This is a genomic window from Streptomyces sp. WM6378, assembly GCF_001279695.1.
Taxonomy (GTDB): domain Bacteria; phylum Actinomycetota; class Actinomycetes; order Streptomycetales; family Streptomycetaceae; genus Streptomyces.
Genome location: NZ_LGDD01000295.1, coordinates 1 through 13,380 on the forward strand (window position 1 = coordinate 1; position 13,380 = coordinate 13,380).

General features: G+C 70.3%; 10 protein-coding genes, 5 tRNA genes and 2 pseudogenes. 11 read left to right on the plus strand and 6 right to left on the minus strand.

Going from position 1 to position 13,380, the window contains the following annotated elements; all coding sequences use genetic code 11:
* From ADK54_RS45055 to ADK54_RS24595, 4 genes and pseudogenes are all read right to left on the minus strand, one after another.
* Positions 1-89, minus strand: a pseudogene (locus ADK54_RS45055) (ATP-binding protein); the annotation flags it as partial.
* On the minus strand, positions 70-477 hold the full coding sequence (locus ADK54_RS24585; protein WP_053727885.1) for a DUF742 domain-containing protein: 408 nt from the start codon (positions 475-477) through the stop codon (positions 70-72). The pseudogene ADK54_RS45055 and the gene ADK54_RS24585, both read right to left, overlap by 20 nt.
* A 180-nt stretch (positions 478-657) precedes the next feature.
* The gene (locus tag ADK54_RS24590; RefSeq protein WP_053727886.1) at positions 658-1,071 is read right to left on the minus strand and encodes a roadblock/LC7 domain-containing protein; all 414 of its coding nucleotides are present in this window, start codon (positions 1,069-1,071) and stop codon (positions 658-660) included.
* 9 nt (positions 1,072-1,080) lie between these two features.
* Positions 1,081-4,848: a nitrate- and nitrite sensing domain-containing protein gene (locus ADK54_RS24595; protein ID WP_053727887.1), complete on the minus strand. Its 3,768-nt coding sequence runs from the start codon at positions 4,846-4,848 to the stop codon at positions 1,081-1,083.
* Positions 4,849-5,429: 581 nt separating this feature from the next.
* Here ADK54_RS24595 and ADK54_RS24600 point away from each other — a divergent pair.
* The 3 genes from ADK54_RS24600 (at position 5,430) to gltX (ending at position 8,045) form a co-directional block, all read left to right on the plus strand.
* Positions 5,430-5,618, plus strand: coding sequence for a hypothetical protein (locus tag ADK54_RS24600; RefSeq protein WP_053727888.1), 189 nt, complete (start codon positions 5,430-5,432; stop codon positions 5,616-5,618).
* Between the two features lie 170 nt (positions 5,619-5,788).
* Positions 5,789-6,565 (plus strand): fumarylacetoacetate hydrolase family protein, encoded by a 777-nt coding sequence (locus ADK54_RS24605; RefSeq protein WP_053727889.1) that lies wholly within the window; start codon positions 5,789-5,791, stop codon positions 6,563-6,565.
* Entirely contained in the window at positions 6,558-8,045 is a 1,488-nt protein-coding gene (gltX, locus tag ADK54_RS24610) for a glutamate--tRNA ligase (protein ID WP_053727890.1), read from the plus strand. The genes ADK54_RS24605 and gltX overlap by 8 nt, the downstream gene beginning before the upstream one ends.
* A gap of 59 nt (positions 8,046-8,104) precedes the next feature.
* On the opposite strand, the pseudogene ADK54_RS24615 reads toward gltX, so the two are convergent.
* A pseudogene (locus ADK54_RS24615) lies at positions 8,105-8,536 on the minus strand (contact-dependent growth inhibition system immunity protein); the annotation flags it as partial.
* A 237-nt stretch (positions 8,537-8,773) separates the two neighbouring features.
* Here ADK54_RS24615 and ADK54_RS24620 point away from each other — a divergent pair.
* The 7 genes from ADK54_RS24620 to ADK54_RS24650 all read left to right on the plus strand — a co-directional run bounded on the left by ADK54_RS24620 (position 8,774) and on the right by ADK54_RS24650 (position 10,836).
* Positions 8,774-9,445 (plus strand): DUF4241 domain-containing protein, encoded by a 672-nt coding sequence (locus ADK54_RS24620; protein ID WP_053727891.1) that lies wholly within the window; start codon positions 8,774-8,776, stop codon positions 9,443-9,445.
* Between the two features lie 68 nt (positions 9,446-9,513).
* The gene (locus ADK54_RS24625) at positions 9,514-10,233 is read left to right on the plus strand and encodes an HAD family hydrolase (RefSeq protein ID WP_053727892.1); all 720 of its coding nucleotides are present in this window, start codon (positions 9,514-9,516) and stop codon (positions 10,231-10,233) included.
* A gap of 89 nt (positions 10,234-10,322) precedes the next feature.
* Positions 10,323-10,394 (plus strand) — tRNA-Gln (locus ADK54_RS24630).
* Between the two features lie 22 nt (positions 10,395-10,416).
* Positions 10,417-10,489: transfer RNA gene (locus tag ADK54_RS24635), tRNA-Glu, on the plus strand.
* A gap of 61 nt (positions 10,490-10,550) precedes the next feature.
* A tRNA-Glu gene (locus tag ADK54_RS24640) sits at positions 10,551-10,623 on the plus strand.
* A 16-nt stretch (positions 10,624-10,639) separates the two neighbouring features.
* Positions 10,640-10,711: transfer RNA gene (locus ADK54_RS24645), tRNA-Gln, on the plus strand.
* 52 nt (positions 10,712-10,763) lie between these two features.
* Positions 10,764-10,836: transfer RNA gene (locus ADK54_RS24650), tRNA-Glu, on the plus strand.
* A gap of 228 nt (positions 10,837-11,064) precedes the next feature.
* Here ADK54_RS24650 and ndgR read toward each other — a convergent pair.
* Positions 11,065-11,778 carry an IclR family transcriptional regulator NdgR gene (gene ndgR / locus ADK54_RS24655; protein WP_053727893.1) on the minus strand — a complete coding sequence of 238 codons (714 nt, stop codon included), beginning with the start codon at positions 11,776-11,778 and terminating at the stop codon, positions 11,065-11,067.
* 173 nt (positions 11,779-11,951) lie between these two features.
* Here ndgR and leuC point away from each other — a divergent pair, with 173 nt between their 5' ends.
* Positions 11,952-13,376, plus strand: coding sequence for a 3-isopropylmalate dehydratase large subunit (gene leuC / locus ADK54_RS24660; RefSeq protein ID WP_053727894.1), 1,425 nt, complete (start codon positions 11,952-11,954; stop codon positions 13,374-13,376).
* Positions 13,377-13,380 lie beyond the last annotated feature (4 nt).

Here is a 13,380-nt window from a genome sequence, read left to right on the forward strand (position 1 = left end):
GTCTTGCCCACGCCGAAACCGCCCGCCACCACGATCTTCGCGGAAGTAGTGGAGCGGGCAGCACCGCCGCTAGAGCTTGCGAAGTCCACTGAGCACCCTCTCGAGCAGCGTTACGTCCGGCGTGCCGCCGGTCTCTCCATTGCCCGGCTGGTGGATCGCCACCATGCCGGCCTCGGCCAGGTCGGCGACGAGGATCCGGGCGACACCGAGCGGCATCTGGAGCAGCGCGGAGACCTCGGCCACCGACTTGACCTCACGGCAGAGGTGGCAGATCCGCTGGTGCTCGGGAAGAAGCGTGGCAAGGTGCGCCGGGTCTGCTGTGGTGCTGACCAGTGCCTCGATGGCGAGCTGGTAGCGCGGCCTGGTCCGGCCGCCGGTCATGGCGTACGGACGGACCAGCGGCTGGTCGCCTTCACCGTCGTACGCCGCGTCGTGCAGCGCGCCGTACGAGTCGTGTGAGGCGGGTGGCGGGGTCATTGGTTCCTCCGGGCGGAGCGACAGCAAGGCATCTGCGAGCCGTCTGACAGGGCCGGTGGGGGGCGAGGTGCGGCCGGGACGGATATCTGCATCGTGCGGGAGCCGGTCCGGGCCGGAGGGGGCGGCGCCGGTGGCTCCCGACCCCCGGCCTCGCGAGCGGCTCGGCCGGGGGGTTTGCGGTCAGTGGAGCAGGCTGCCCTGGAGTTCGGCGCGCAGGTCCGGCGTCAGGACGGTGCCCGCGCGGTCGACCAGGAGAGCCATCTCGTAGCCCACCAGGCCGATGTCGCACTCCGGGTGAGCGAGAACGGCCAGGGAGGAGCCGTCGGACACGGACATCAGGAAGAGGAAGCCGCGCTCCATCTCCACCACGGTCTGGGCGACGCTGCCCCCCTCGAAGATCCGGGAGGCCCCGGCGGTCAGCGAGGTCAGCCCGGACGCCACGGCGGCCAGCTGGTCGGCGCGGTCGCGCGGGAAGCCTTCGGACATGGCGAGGAGCAGGCCGTCGGCGGAGACCACCACCGTGTGGGACACCCCGGGGGTGTTGTCCACAAAGTTGGTGATCAACCAGTTCAGGTTCTGTGCTGCCTGGCTCATCGGACTCAACTAACGCTCCTGCTGGTGAGTGGGGTCCACGTGGAAGCTGCCGGTGGAGCCGTTGCCGGCCTGCCGGCCCTGCTGGATGCCCCGGCGGAGATTGGTCAGTCGGCCGCGCACGTCGTCGGGCGCCCGGGAGACCTGGGGTCCTGCCTGGTGGTTCTGCTGCTGTGCGGTGCCCGGCACCAGGTTGGCACGCGGGACCCGCTTGGGAAGACCGGACGTGGTCACGCCGCCGGCGGCGGGCTTGCGGGCCCGCTCGGCCTGGCGGACCAGATCGTCGTTGGGCGAACTGCGCCAGGCGCCGGAGCCGTTGGAGGCGTCCGAGCCGTTGGCGCCGCTGTTCGCGTTGCCGTTCGTGCTGCCGCTCTCGCGGACCGGGCGGCGCTCGGGGGCCGGCCGCTGCGGAGCGGCGCTCCGGCCCTGCGGGGCCTGCGGCTGCGGGGCCTGGGGCGCCTGCGGCGCGGGCTGCTGCGGCTGGCCGCCCTGCTGGCCCTGCTGCTGGAACCAGTTGGTCTCAAGCGTGTCGAACAGCGGGGTCCGCCCGTCACCGGCACCGGCCGGCGGCAGGGCCTCGTGCTGCGGCTGCGCGGGCAGGCTGCCGGCCGGCTGGCGCGGGCCGCCGAACTCGTTGCCGTCCCGGCGCTGACGCGGGGCGCCCTGACCGAAGTCCTGGCCCTGCTGGGGCGCCTGCTGCTGGTACTGCTGCGGCTGGACCGGCTGCGGCGCGGGGGGACGCGGCGCGTTGAAGTCCGGGCGGGCGAACTCGGAGGTCGCCGCCGGGTTCTGCCGGTCGTCGGCCGCGGGGCGCGGGTACGAGCCGGTGTCCTGGCCGGGCCGGGCGAACTGGCCGGTGCTGGACGGGTCCTGGTCCGGACGCGGGAACGAGCCCGTGTTGGAGGACTGGTCGCCGTACCCGTTGTAGGAGCCCGGGCGCTCGAACTGCCCGGTCGCAGAGGGGTCCTGCGCGGCCGGCGCGCCGAACACGTCGGGGCGTACGAACTGGCCGGTGCCCGAGTTCTGGTCCTGCTGGGCGCCCGGCGGGGGGCCGTCGAAGTCGGGGCGGGCGAACTCGGCGGTCGCGCCCGGACCCTGGCGGTCGTCGACGGCGGGGCGCGGGTACTGGCCGGTGTGCTGCTCCGGCTCCTCGTGGCCGCGCGGCGCGTCCAGGGCCGAGGACTGGTCGGTGCCCCAGCTCGCGGCCTGCGGCCGGGCCGGCTGCTGGCCCTGCGGGTTGCCGCCGGGCAGCTCGGCGCGCGGGGCGCCGGGCGGCGGGGTGATCGGACGGTCGCCGCGGCGCGGCGCCGGGGCGGCGGCCGGGCCGCTGCCGAACGCGGACTGCTGGCCCTGCTGCTGGGGCTGACCCTGCTGCGGGCCGCCGCCCCGGGGCGGCAGCGCGGCGCGCGGGCCCTGACCACCGGTGACCTGGCCGCGCGGGGCGCCCGCCGCCAGCCGGCCGCCGGGAGCGCCCGGGCCGCCGCTGAGCGGGCCGGCCGCGAGCCCGGCGCGCGAGGGCGGACCGCCCGCGAGGCCGGGACGGCCACCCTGGCCGGCCGGGACCTGCGGCTGACCGGCACCCGGCTTGCCGGGCACCTTCTTGCCGCCCTGGGCGACGTCGACGGGCAGCATGACCAGCGCGGTCGTACCGCCGGAGTCGGACGGGCGCAGCTGGATGCGGATGCCGTGTCGCAGGGACAGGCGGCCGACCACGAACAGACCCATGCGGCGCGAGACCGAGACGTCCACGGTGGGCGGCGACGCCAGCCGCTCGTTGATCGCGGCGAGGTCCTCGGGGGAGAGGCCGATGCCGGTGTCGTGGATCTCGACCAGGACGCGGCCGTCGGGCAGCGCGTGACCGGTGACGCGGACCTTGGTCTGCGGCGAGGAGAAGGAGGTGGCGTTCTCAAGGAGCTCGGCGAGGAGGTGCACGAGGTCGTTGACCACGCGTCCGGCGACCTCGGTCGCGGGCACGGCGGCCAGTTCGATGCGCTCGTACTGCTCCACCTCGGAGGCGGCGGCGCGGAGCACGTCGACCAGCGGGACCGGGCGGGTCCAGCGGCGGCCGGGCTCTTCACCGGCGAGGACGAGGAGGTTTTCGCCGTTACGGCGCATACGGGTCGCGAGGTGGTCCAGCTTGAACAGCGAGGACAGCTGGTCCGGGTCGGCCTCGCGGGACTCCAGCTCGGAGATGAGCGAGAGCTGACGCTGGATCAGACCCTGCGAGCGGCGCGAGAGGTTGGTGAACATCGCGTTGACGTTGCCTCGCAGCAGGGCCTGCTCGGCGGCGAGTCGTACGGCCTCGCGGTGCACGTCGTCGAAGGCCGCGGCCACCTGGCCGATCTCGTCCCGGGAGTGCACGCCGACCGACTCCACGGAGGTGTCGACGTCCTGCGGGTCCGACTCCGAGAGCTGCTTGACGAGCTCGGGCAGGCGGTCCTGGGCGACCCGGGTCGCGGTGTCCTGCAGTCGCCGCAGCGAGCGGATCATGGAGCGGGCCACGACGAACGCGCCGACCAGCGAGACGCCGAGGACGACGAGGATCAGCACACCGTTGAGGATCGCGTCGCGCTGCGAGGTGTCGCGCAGCTCGCGGGCCTTCTGCTCCATCTCACCGAGCAGGGTCTGCTCGATGGTCTTCATCTGGTTGATCTTGTTGGAGTCCTGGTCGTACCAGTCGAGGTACGAGCGCTTCTGCTCCTGGTTGATCCCGCCGGGGTTCTTGAGCACGCGCTGCGAGTACGCGTTGGCGGCGGTGATCTCCGAGTTGCCCTTGTCGAGCGGGGCCATCAGCTCGGTGGAGTTGCCGCCGTTGGCCTCGTACACGGCCTGGAACGAGGAGAGCTCCTGGCGCTCGCCGTCCTGCGCGGCCTTGGCGTAGAGGCGGTCGGGCTCCAGGAGGTTGCCTGCCTTGTCCTTCGAGGCCGGCAGCGCCGCGGCGATGATCGCGCGCTGGACCGAGGCGTACTCCTTGGCGGAGGAGAAGGCCGCGAGCGCACGGGTCCGCTTGATCATCTCCGGGTTGGAGGTGGCCTGTGCCATGTCCTGGGAGAGGCTGAGCAGACCGCGGATGAGACGGCTGTAGGACTCGACCGTCTGGGAGTGGGTGGAGCCGTCCTTGTACGCGGTCTTGCGGATGTTCTCCAGCTCCGTGAGCTGGATCGCGATGTTGGTGACGTTCCGTCGGATCGACTGGAGCGCGTCGTCGTTGTCCGTGCCGCTGACGTCCTGCGTCGCGTTGATGAACGACTTCTTGACCAGGTCGGTGGCCGAGCGGTCGGTCTGGACGCGGGCGTCGGAGGTCCCCGTGGAGATCGGGCCCGCCGAGTCGTCGCGCTCGGTCTGGAGCGCGGCGGCGAGCTCGGTCGCCTGCTTGGTCATGTCGGTGAGCAGCTGCATGTGGTCGAGCTGCTGCATGTCGTTCATCGACTGGTTGATGCGCAGCCCGCCGAGGGCGGTCGCGGTGACCACGGGGAGGGCGAGCAGGGCGACCAGTCGGGTCGAGATGCGCCAGTTGCGCAGGGCTATTCGGGAGCCCGTGTCCACGGGTCCCGTCGGCTTCCGTTCGGCGCCGTTCTGGTCGCCGCCGGAGGGACCGGAGGGCCCGCTGGTGCGCGCCGTCTGGCCACTCGCCTCGCCGGCCGGCGAAGCGGAGGGGTTTTCGGGGCCCCGGGGGTTCTGGGCGTGCTGGGGCGAGGAACTGGCCGTCTTGGGGCCAGTCCCGCCCTGCGGCTCCTGCTCCGCCGCAGCGCTGCCATCCCTCTTGAAACGTCCCTGCACTAGCGTCGCAACCTCTGGACCAGGCGTCCCTCCGTAAGAACGGATAGGACGGTGTCGGCGTCATGGGGGGCACTGCGCGCCCCCTGTGTGGTCTGAGTGACCGGCGCTTGTCCTGCTCCCCCTCCCGCCGCTCACCCGGCGCTGCGTTGCGCCCCTGCGCGCCGGTCAGTGACCCGCGGCGGTGCGTGGAATTCCAGCACAGTGCCGGATCTCCAACAAGGCCCGCGTACCGGGCCGTGACCTGAGTGACACATTGTGAGTATCGCGTCACAAAATGTAGAAAGTGATCGCGGAGGAAACGGACTAATGGTTACGAGTCGCTTAGGGGTGGGGGGTGTCTGAGTCGCGATGATCAGGAGCGGAATGAAGGGTTCAATACCGGAATGTCCGTTCCTGGATGGCCAATTGACGGACCCTTATATCCCTTTTGTGGCTTGATTCGTGAGCAAACTCACATGTTGATCGTCGTCTCTACGACCCTTTGCCGGGAATTCGAATGTTTAGCCTGACGCTTTACAGGGATGGCCAATCCGACAACCGGCGCCCCCGCGGCGCCCGTACCGACAGGGTTCGTAGCAGAGATGAAGACGACGATGATCATCCGGAACATAGCCAACCCGCGCCGCACCACCCTCGCGCACCTCGCGGACGCCGAGGAGCTCCAGCGGCCGGCCCAGCCGGAGCACACCGTCGAGCTGCCCACCCAGACGGCCAACCCGCGCCGCACCATTTTGATGAAGGCCCCGGCCCAGGCCGACGCCGCCGTCTGACCCGAGAGTCCCGGCGCCCCTCCTCGCCGCCCCGGCCCGGCCCCCGGCGAGAGGCTCCGCCGCCGGTCGCGCCACGGAGTAATGCGCACGGCCGGTGTCCCCGCCCGGTTAGCCTGGAGCGTCAGACTCCAGCCAGTACCAGCTAAGCGAAGTGAGGGGCGACAGCACTCGTGCGCATCGCCAGGTTCTCCATCGACGGCAATGTCGCCTTCGGAGCTGTCGAGGGCGAAGGCCCCGACGGTCTCGTACTCGACATCATCAAGGGCATTCCGTACGGCGACTTCGAACTCAGCGGCACCAAGGTGCCGCTGAGCAAGGTCCGCCTCCTGCCGCCCGTGCTCCCCAACAAGGTCGTGGCCATCGGCCGCAACTACGCGGAGCACGCGAAGGAGCTGGGCAACGAGGTCCCGGAGGTGCCGGTCGCCTTCTTCAAGCCGACCACCTCGGTGATCGGCCCCGGCGACAACATCGAGTACCCCTCCTTCTCCAACGAGCTGCACCACGAGGCCGAGCTCGCCGTCGTCATCGGCCGCATGTGCCGCGAGGTCCCGCGCGAGCGCGTCAAGGACGTCATCTTCGGCTACACCTGCGCCAACGACGTCACCGCCCGCGACGCCCAGCAGCGCGAGAAGCAGTGGGCCCGAGCCAAGGGCTTCGACACCTCGTGCCCGCTCGGCCCCTGGGTGGAGACCGACCTCGACCCCACGGACCTGGCCATCCAGGCGACCGTCAACGGCGAACAGCGCCAGCTCGGCCGCACGGCCGACATGATCCGCTCCATCGAGGACGTGGTCGTCCACATCACCGAGGCCATGACGCTGCTCCCGGGCGACGTCATCCTCACCGGCACTCCGGCCGGGGTCGGCCCCCTCAACGTCGGCGACGAAGTCGCCGTCACCATCGAAGGCATCGGCACTCTCACCAACAAGGTGATCAAGCGTGGCTAACGCGACTCCGGACGCTTCTGTGCGCGTCCGTTTCTGTCCCTCCCCGACCGGCAACCCCCACGTGGGCCTGGTCCGCACCGCCCTGTTCAACTGGGCGTTCGCCCGGCACCACGGCGGCACGTTCGTCTTCCGCATCGAGGACACCGACGCGGCCCGGGACAGCGAGGACTCCTACAACCAGCTCCTGGACTCCCTGCGCTGGCTGGGCTTCGACTGGGACGAGGGCCCGGAGGTCGGCGGCCCGCACGAGCCGTACCGCCAGTCGCAGCGGATGGACCTCTACAAGGACGTCGCCGAGAAGCTGCTCGCCGCCGGCAAGGCCTACCACTGCTACTGCACCACCGAGGAGCTCGACGCCCGCCGCGACGCGGCCCGCGCCGCCGGCAAGCCGTCCGGCTACGACGGCCACTGCCGCGAGCTGAGCGCCGAGCAGGTCGAGGCGTACAAGGCGGAGGGCCGCGCCGCGATCGTCCGCTTCCGCATGCCCGACGAGCCGATCACCTTCACGGACCTCGTCCGCGGCGAGCTGACCTTCACCCCGGACAACGTGCCGGACTACGGCATCGTCCGCGCGAACGGGGCGCCGCTCTACACGCTGGTGAACCCGGTCGACGACGCCCTGATGGAGATCACCCACGTCCTGCGCGGCGAGGACCTGCTGTCCTCGACCCCGCGCCAGATCGCCCTGTACAAGGCGCTGATCGAGCTGGGCGTGGCGAAGGAGATCCCGTCCTTCGGTCACCTGCCGTACGTGATGGGCGAGGGCAACAAGAAGCTCTCGAAGCGAGACCCGCAGGCCTCCCTGAACATCTACCGGGAGCGGGGCTTCCTCCCCGAGGGCCTCCTGAACTACCTCTCCCTCCTGGGCTGGTCGTTCTCGGCGGACCAGGACGTCTTCTCGATCCAGGACATGGTCGCGAAGTTCGACATCGCGGACGTGAACGCGAACCCGGCCCGCTTCGACCTGAAGAAGGCCGAGTCCATCAACGCGGACCACATCCGCATGCTGGACGAGAAGGCGTTCGCCGCGGCCTGCGAGCCGTGGCTGACGGCCCCGCACGCCAACTGGGCCCCCGAGGACTTCGACCGCGCGGCCTGGGAGGCCATCGCCCCCCACGCGCAGACCCGCGTAACAGTCCTCTCCGACATCACCGCAAACGTGGACTTCCTCTTCCGCGCCGAGCCCGTCGAGGACGAGGCGTCCTGGGCGAAGGCGATGAAGGAGGGCTCGGACGCGCTGCTGCGCACGGCCCGCGAGAAGCTGGATTCGGCGGACTGGACGTCCCCCGAGTCCCTCAAGAACGCGGTCCTGGCAGCGGGCGAGGAGCACGGCCTGAAACTGGGCAAGGCCCAGGCCCCGGTCCGCGTCGCCGTCACCGGCCGCACGGTCGGCCTCCCTCTCTTCGAGTCCCTGGAAATCCTGGGCAAGGAGAAGACGCTGGCAAGGATCGACGCGGCGCTGGCCAAGCTGGCGGCGTAGCCGTAAGCGATACGTGAACGAGGGGCGGCAGCCGGTGGGCTGCCGCCCCTCGGGCGTTCCTATCCCAACCGCTGGGCGATCAGCGCGAGCCAGGCGCCGGGGGAGTACGGGGCCGGCGGGTCGACCTCCATGCCCAACTCGGCGACGGCAAGGGCACATTCGGACTCGTCCAGGCCAAGGGCGCCCAGCTCGCGCAATTCCCCGACGACCTTGGCGATGAGCGAGAGGTCCGTCGTCCCGCGGTAGTCCTCGACCGCGGCATCGTGATGGTCGAACTCGTCCGGCATGTCCTGCGAGAACCAGCCGCCGAGCAACTGGCCGAGCTCGGGGAAGCGGGCATGCCACTCCCAGTGGGTCACGGGAGCGGAAGGACGCGGCGCTTCCCCTTCCTCGATGCTGCGCCTGAGGTGATCGGCGAGGACGGTGAGCCAGCCCTGGATCTCGGCATCGCCGAGCCCCACGTCCGGAACCGGGTAGAACTCCCCGAGCCGCGGGAGTCTTGAGATCCGGGTTGCTTTGCATGCCGCCCCCTGGGTGGCTTGTCGTCCAATGGCCCTAGATCTTGCGCGGACACGTCAACAACACGTCCCAGTGGCAAGGACGTTGCCACTGCGGCGGAGCCAGGCCCGCGACAGCGCCGCCCCGGAGCACACTGTCAGTGCGGGGAGTTATGTTTCAGAGACAGCGAACTGCCGCTGCCTTTATGCCTGTCACCCCGGGAGACCCTCATGCCCATGCCCGCCCCCGACTTCTCCTGGCACTTCACTCCGGGCAACGTGTTCGCGGAGGAGTCGGGCAGCACCGGCACGATGAGCGTGGTGCGGGGTGGGGAGTTGTGGCTGCACACCGGGCGGGTCATCGCCTGTGACCCGTTCGTCTCGCTCGGGGCCGGCGAGGCCGAGCCGTTCACGGCGCGGGTGGAGCCGGGGCGGTACCGGGTGGACGCGGCCGTGGCGACGCTGGTGCGCGAGGGAGAGCCGGAGGCGGACACCCCGCATCTGCGGGTGGCCGCCGCGCGCCTCGTCATAAAAGAGGCCCCGACCGTCTCGTGGGAGCTCGCCCTCCAGCCCGGCCAGGACCTCGCCGAGCTCGATGACGAGGAGTTCTTCGGGTACGGGGTCGACGCGGGCACCGGCTGCTTCTACGACGCCGGGTCCGACGGCTCGTTCCCCGACTGCGAGGGCGATGAGGGCCCGCTGTGGGACGCCTTCGACACCGTCCCGCCCGCACCGGGTCCGCACACCGTGACCGACCCCGCGACCGGCCACAACCTGATCGCCTTCACCTCGGGCTGGGGCGATGGTGCGTACCCGACGTGGATAGGCCGCGACGAAGCGGGCGCGATCACCTGCTTCGTCACCGATTTCTTCGTCGTCCCGGCCGAGGCGCTCGTTCCCTGAGGTCCTGCCCCCACCCGCATGTGCCAGAACGCCGTCCGTAGTCCGGACGCAAGGCCTACGCTCGAAGCATGGCCATCCGCGCGGTCCTGTGGGACATCGACGACACGATCTTCGACTACTCCGCGGCCTCCCGCTCCGGCATGCGCGCGCACCTCGGCCTGGAGGGGCTGCCCGGCGCGTACGAAACCTTGGAACGGGCGCTCGACCGCTGGGAAGAGCTCACCGCCTACCACTGGGCGCGGTTCGCGTCGGGGGAGACGGACTGGCACGGGCAGCGCCGCGATCGGGCGCGGGCCTTCGTGAACGAGGACATGAGCGACGCCGACGCCGACGCCTGGTTCGACCGGCACATCGCGCACTACGAAGCCGCCTGGAGTCTCTTCCCCGACGCCCTGCCCGTTCTCGACGTACTCGCCGAGGGCTACCGGCACGCCATCCTCTCCAACTCCTCCCTCCCCAACCAGGAGCGGAAGCTCCAGATCCTCGGCGTGCGGGACCGTTTCGAGGCGCTGCTGTGCGCCGCCGAACTCGGCATCGCCAAGCCGGAGGCGGCCGCCTTTCACGCCGGCTGCGAGGCGCTCGGACTGCTGCCCGAGGAAGTCGTCTACGTGGGCGACCAGCCGGACATCGACGCACGCGGGGCGGACGAGGCGGGGCTCAAGGGAGTCTGGCTGGATCGCCCGGGGACCGGTGGACGACCCGAACTCATCCGCATCACGGGACTCGACCAGCTCCCCGACCTCCTGCGCCTCGATACCCGTTTTGGAGCGCCGGACACCTTCGGGTAATGTTCTTCCTGCGCCGAGGGGAGCGGGAAGAAAAGCCCCGAACCGAAAGCGCAAGCCAAACAAAACTCCCCACGGGAGTTGCGTTTTGGTGGGCTATGGTGTAATTGGCAGCACGACGGTTTCTGGTTCCGTTAGTCTAGGTTCGAGTCCTGGTAGCCCAGCTCGCAGAGCTTTATCTGCAAGGCCCCCGTTGTGTAGCGGCCTAGCACGCCGCCCTCTCAAGGCGGTAGCGCCGGTTCGAATCCGGTCGGGGGTACAGATCCTTCCCGCGGGATCGCCAGGGTCGCACCCGGCGAACTCGATGCAGGATCGCTAGGGCCCCCGTTGTGTAGCGGCCTAGCACGCCGCCCTCTCAAGGCGGTAGCGCCGGTTCGAATCCGGTCGGGGGTACTGGTCTAAACCACCATGGGCTATGGTGTAATTGGCAACACTACGGTTTCTGGTACCGTCATTCTAGGTTCGAGTCCTGGTAGCCCAGCGGGTCATTTCAAGATCCTGGATCTTCTTCGAAGGTCCGAAAAAGCAGGCAGGCCCCCGTTGTGTAGCGGCCTAGCACGCCGCCCTCTCAAGGCGGTAGCGCCGGTTCGAATCCGGTCGGGGGTACGCACAGAGAATGGGCCCTTCGCATCTTGCGGAGGGCCTTTTCGTTTGCCCGGATGCTCACCCCGGACGCATTCCGGAGGGCTCAACTCCCCGACCACGCGAGGGCGTTCGGCGCACCCGACCCGAACCGCCCTCCCCGCACCGCCGGTTGAGCGGCCCCGGACGCACCTCCGGCCCACCGCTGCGGCGTTGAAGCGGTGGGCCGGAATGTGGCAGAAGGAAGAGACGTCAGTTGCGGCGCAGGGCCTCGGACAGCCGGGCGGCGGCGTCGATGACCGCCTGGGCGTGCATCCGGCCCGGGTGCCGGGTCAGCCGCTCGATCGGACCGGAGACCGAGACGGCGGCCACCACCCGGTTCGACGGGCCGCGCACCGGCGCCGACACCGAGGCCACGCCCGGCTCGCGCTCGCCGATCGACTGGGCCCAGCCCCTGCGACGTACCCCGGAAAGGGCCGTCGCCGTGAAGCGGGCGCCCTGGAGGCCGCGGTGCAGGCGCTCCGGCTCCTCCCAGGCCATCAGGATCTGGGCGGACGAGCCGGCCTTCATGGTCAGCGTGGAGCCGACCGGGACGGTGTCGCGCAGGCCGGAGAGGCGCTCGGCGGCCGCCACACAGATCCGCATGTCGCCCTGCCGGCGGTAGAGCTGCGCGCTCTCGCCCGTGACGTCACGCAGATGCGTCAGGACCGGGCCGGCCGTGGCCAGCAGGCGGTCCTCGCCGGCTGCCGCCGCGAGCTCGGCCAGGCGCGGGCCGAGAATGAAACGGCCCTGCATGTCCCGAGCCACCATCCGGTGGTGTTCCAGTGCCACGGCTAGGCGATGTGCCGTGGGTCGTGCGAGCCCAGTGGCCGCGACCAGACCTGCGAGGGTGGCCGGACCGGACTCCAGAGCGCTCAAGACAAGGGCAGCCTTGTCCAGAACGCCGACGCCGCTAGAGTTGTCCATGCAACGATATTCTCGTCTCACTCTGTGAAACGCAAGTTCAATTTTCTCCGGAAGTCGTCAAGCTGTACTGGCGATCCGTACAACGGATCCGGCCTTCGTCCGGGGCGTGCGGTACGGGCAGGGGCAATCGATCTCTAGTAGTGCCGGCGAAGACGCCGGCCGGAGGGAAGGCGATGGGTAGGACACTCGCGGAGAAGGTCTGGGACGACCATGTCGTCAGGCGAGCCGAGGGCGAGCCGGACCTGCTCTTCATCGATCTGCACCTGTTGCACGAGGTGACCAGCCCGCAGGCCTTCGACGGACTGCGCAAGAACGGTCGCCAGGTGCGGCGCCTCGACCTCACCATCGCCACCGAGGACCACAACACCCCCACCATCGACATCGACAAGCCGATCGCGGACCCGGTCTCCCGGGTCCAGCTGGAGACGCTGCGCAAGAACTGCGCCGAGTTCGGTGTGCGCCTGCACCCGCTGGGCGACGTCGAGCAGGGCGTTGTCCACGTGGTGGGACCGCAGCTGGGACTGACCCAGCCCGGCACCACCGTGGTCTGCGGCGACTCGCACACCTCCACCCACGGCGCCTTCGGCGCGCTCGCGTTCGGCATCGGCACCAGCCAGGTCGAGCACGTCCTGGCCACCCAGACGCTGCCGCTGGCCCCGTTCAAGACGATGGCCATCACCGTCGAGGGCGAGCTGCCCGACGGCGTGACCGCCAAGGACCTGATCCTCGCCATCATCGCGAGGATCGGCACCGGCGGCGGCCAGGGCTACGTCCTGGAGTACCGCGGCTCCGCCATCGAGAAGCTGTCGATGGAAGCCCGCATGACCATCTGCAACATGTCGATCGAGGCCGGCGCCCGCGCGGGCATGATCGCCCCCGACAAGACCACGTTCGACTACCTGGAAGGGCGCGCGCACGCCCCGCAGGGCGAGGACTGGGACGCGGCGGTCGCGTACTGGAAGACGCTGAAGACGGACGAGGACGCGGTCTTCGACGCCGAGGTCGTCATCAAGGCCGACGAGCTCTCGCCGTTCGTCACCTGGGGCACCAACCCGGGCCAGGGCGCGCCGCTGTCGGCGAAGGTCCCCGACCCGGCTTCGTACGAGGACGCTTCGGAGCGCCTGGCCGCCGAAAAGGCCCTGGAATACATGGGGTTGACCGCCGGGCAGGAGCTGCGCGACATCAACGTCGACACCGTCTTCGTAGGTTCGTGCACCAACGGCCGCATCGAGGACCTGCGCAACGCGGCGGCCGTCATCGAGGGCCGCAAAGTCGCCGACGGCGTACGGATGCTGGTCGTCCCGGGCTCGGTCCGGGTCGCCCTGCAGGCCATGGACGAGGGCCTGGACAAGGTGTTCACGGCCGCCGGCGCCGAATGGCGGCACGCGGGCTGCTCGATGTGCCTGGGCATGAACCCGGACCAGCTGGCCCCCGGCGAGCGCTCCGCGTCCACCTCCAACCGCAACTTCGAGGGCAGGCAGGGCAAGGGCGGCCGCACCCACCTGGTTTCTCCGCAGGTCGCCGCCGCCACCGCGGTTCTCGGCCATCTGGCCTCGCCCGCCGACCTGTCCGACGCCCGTACCCCCGTGGAGGCCTGAGAAC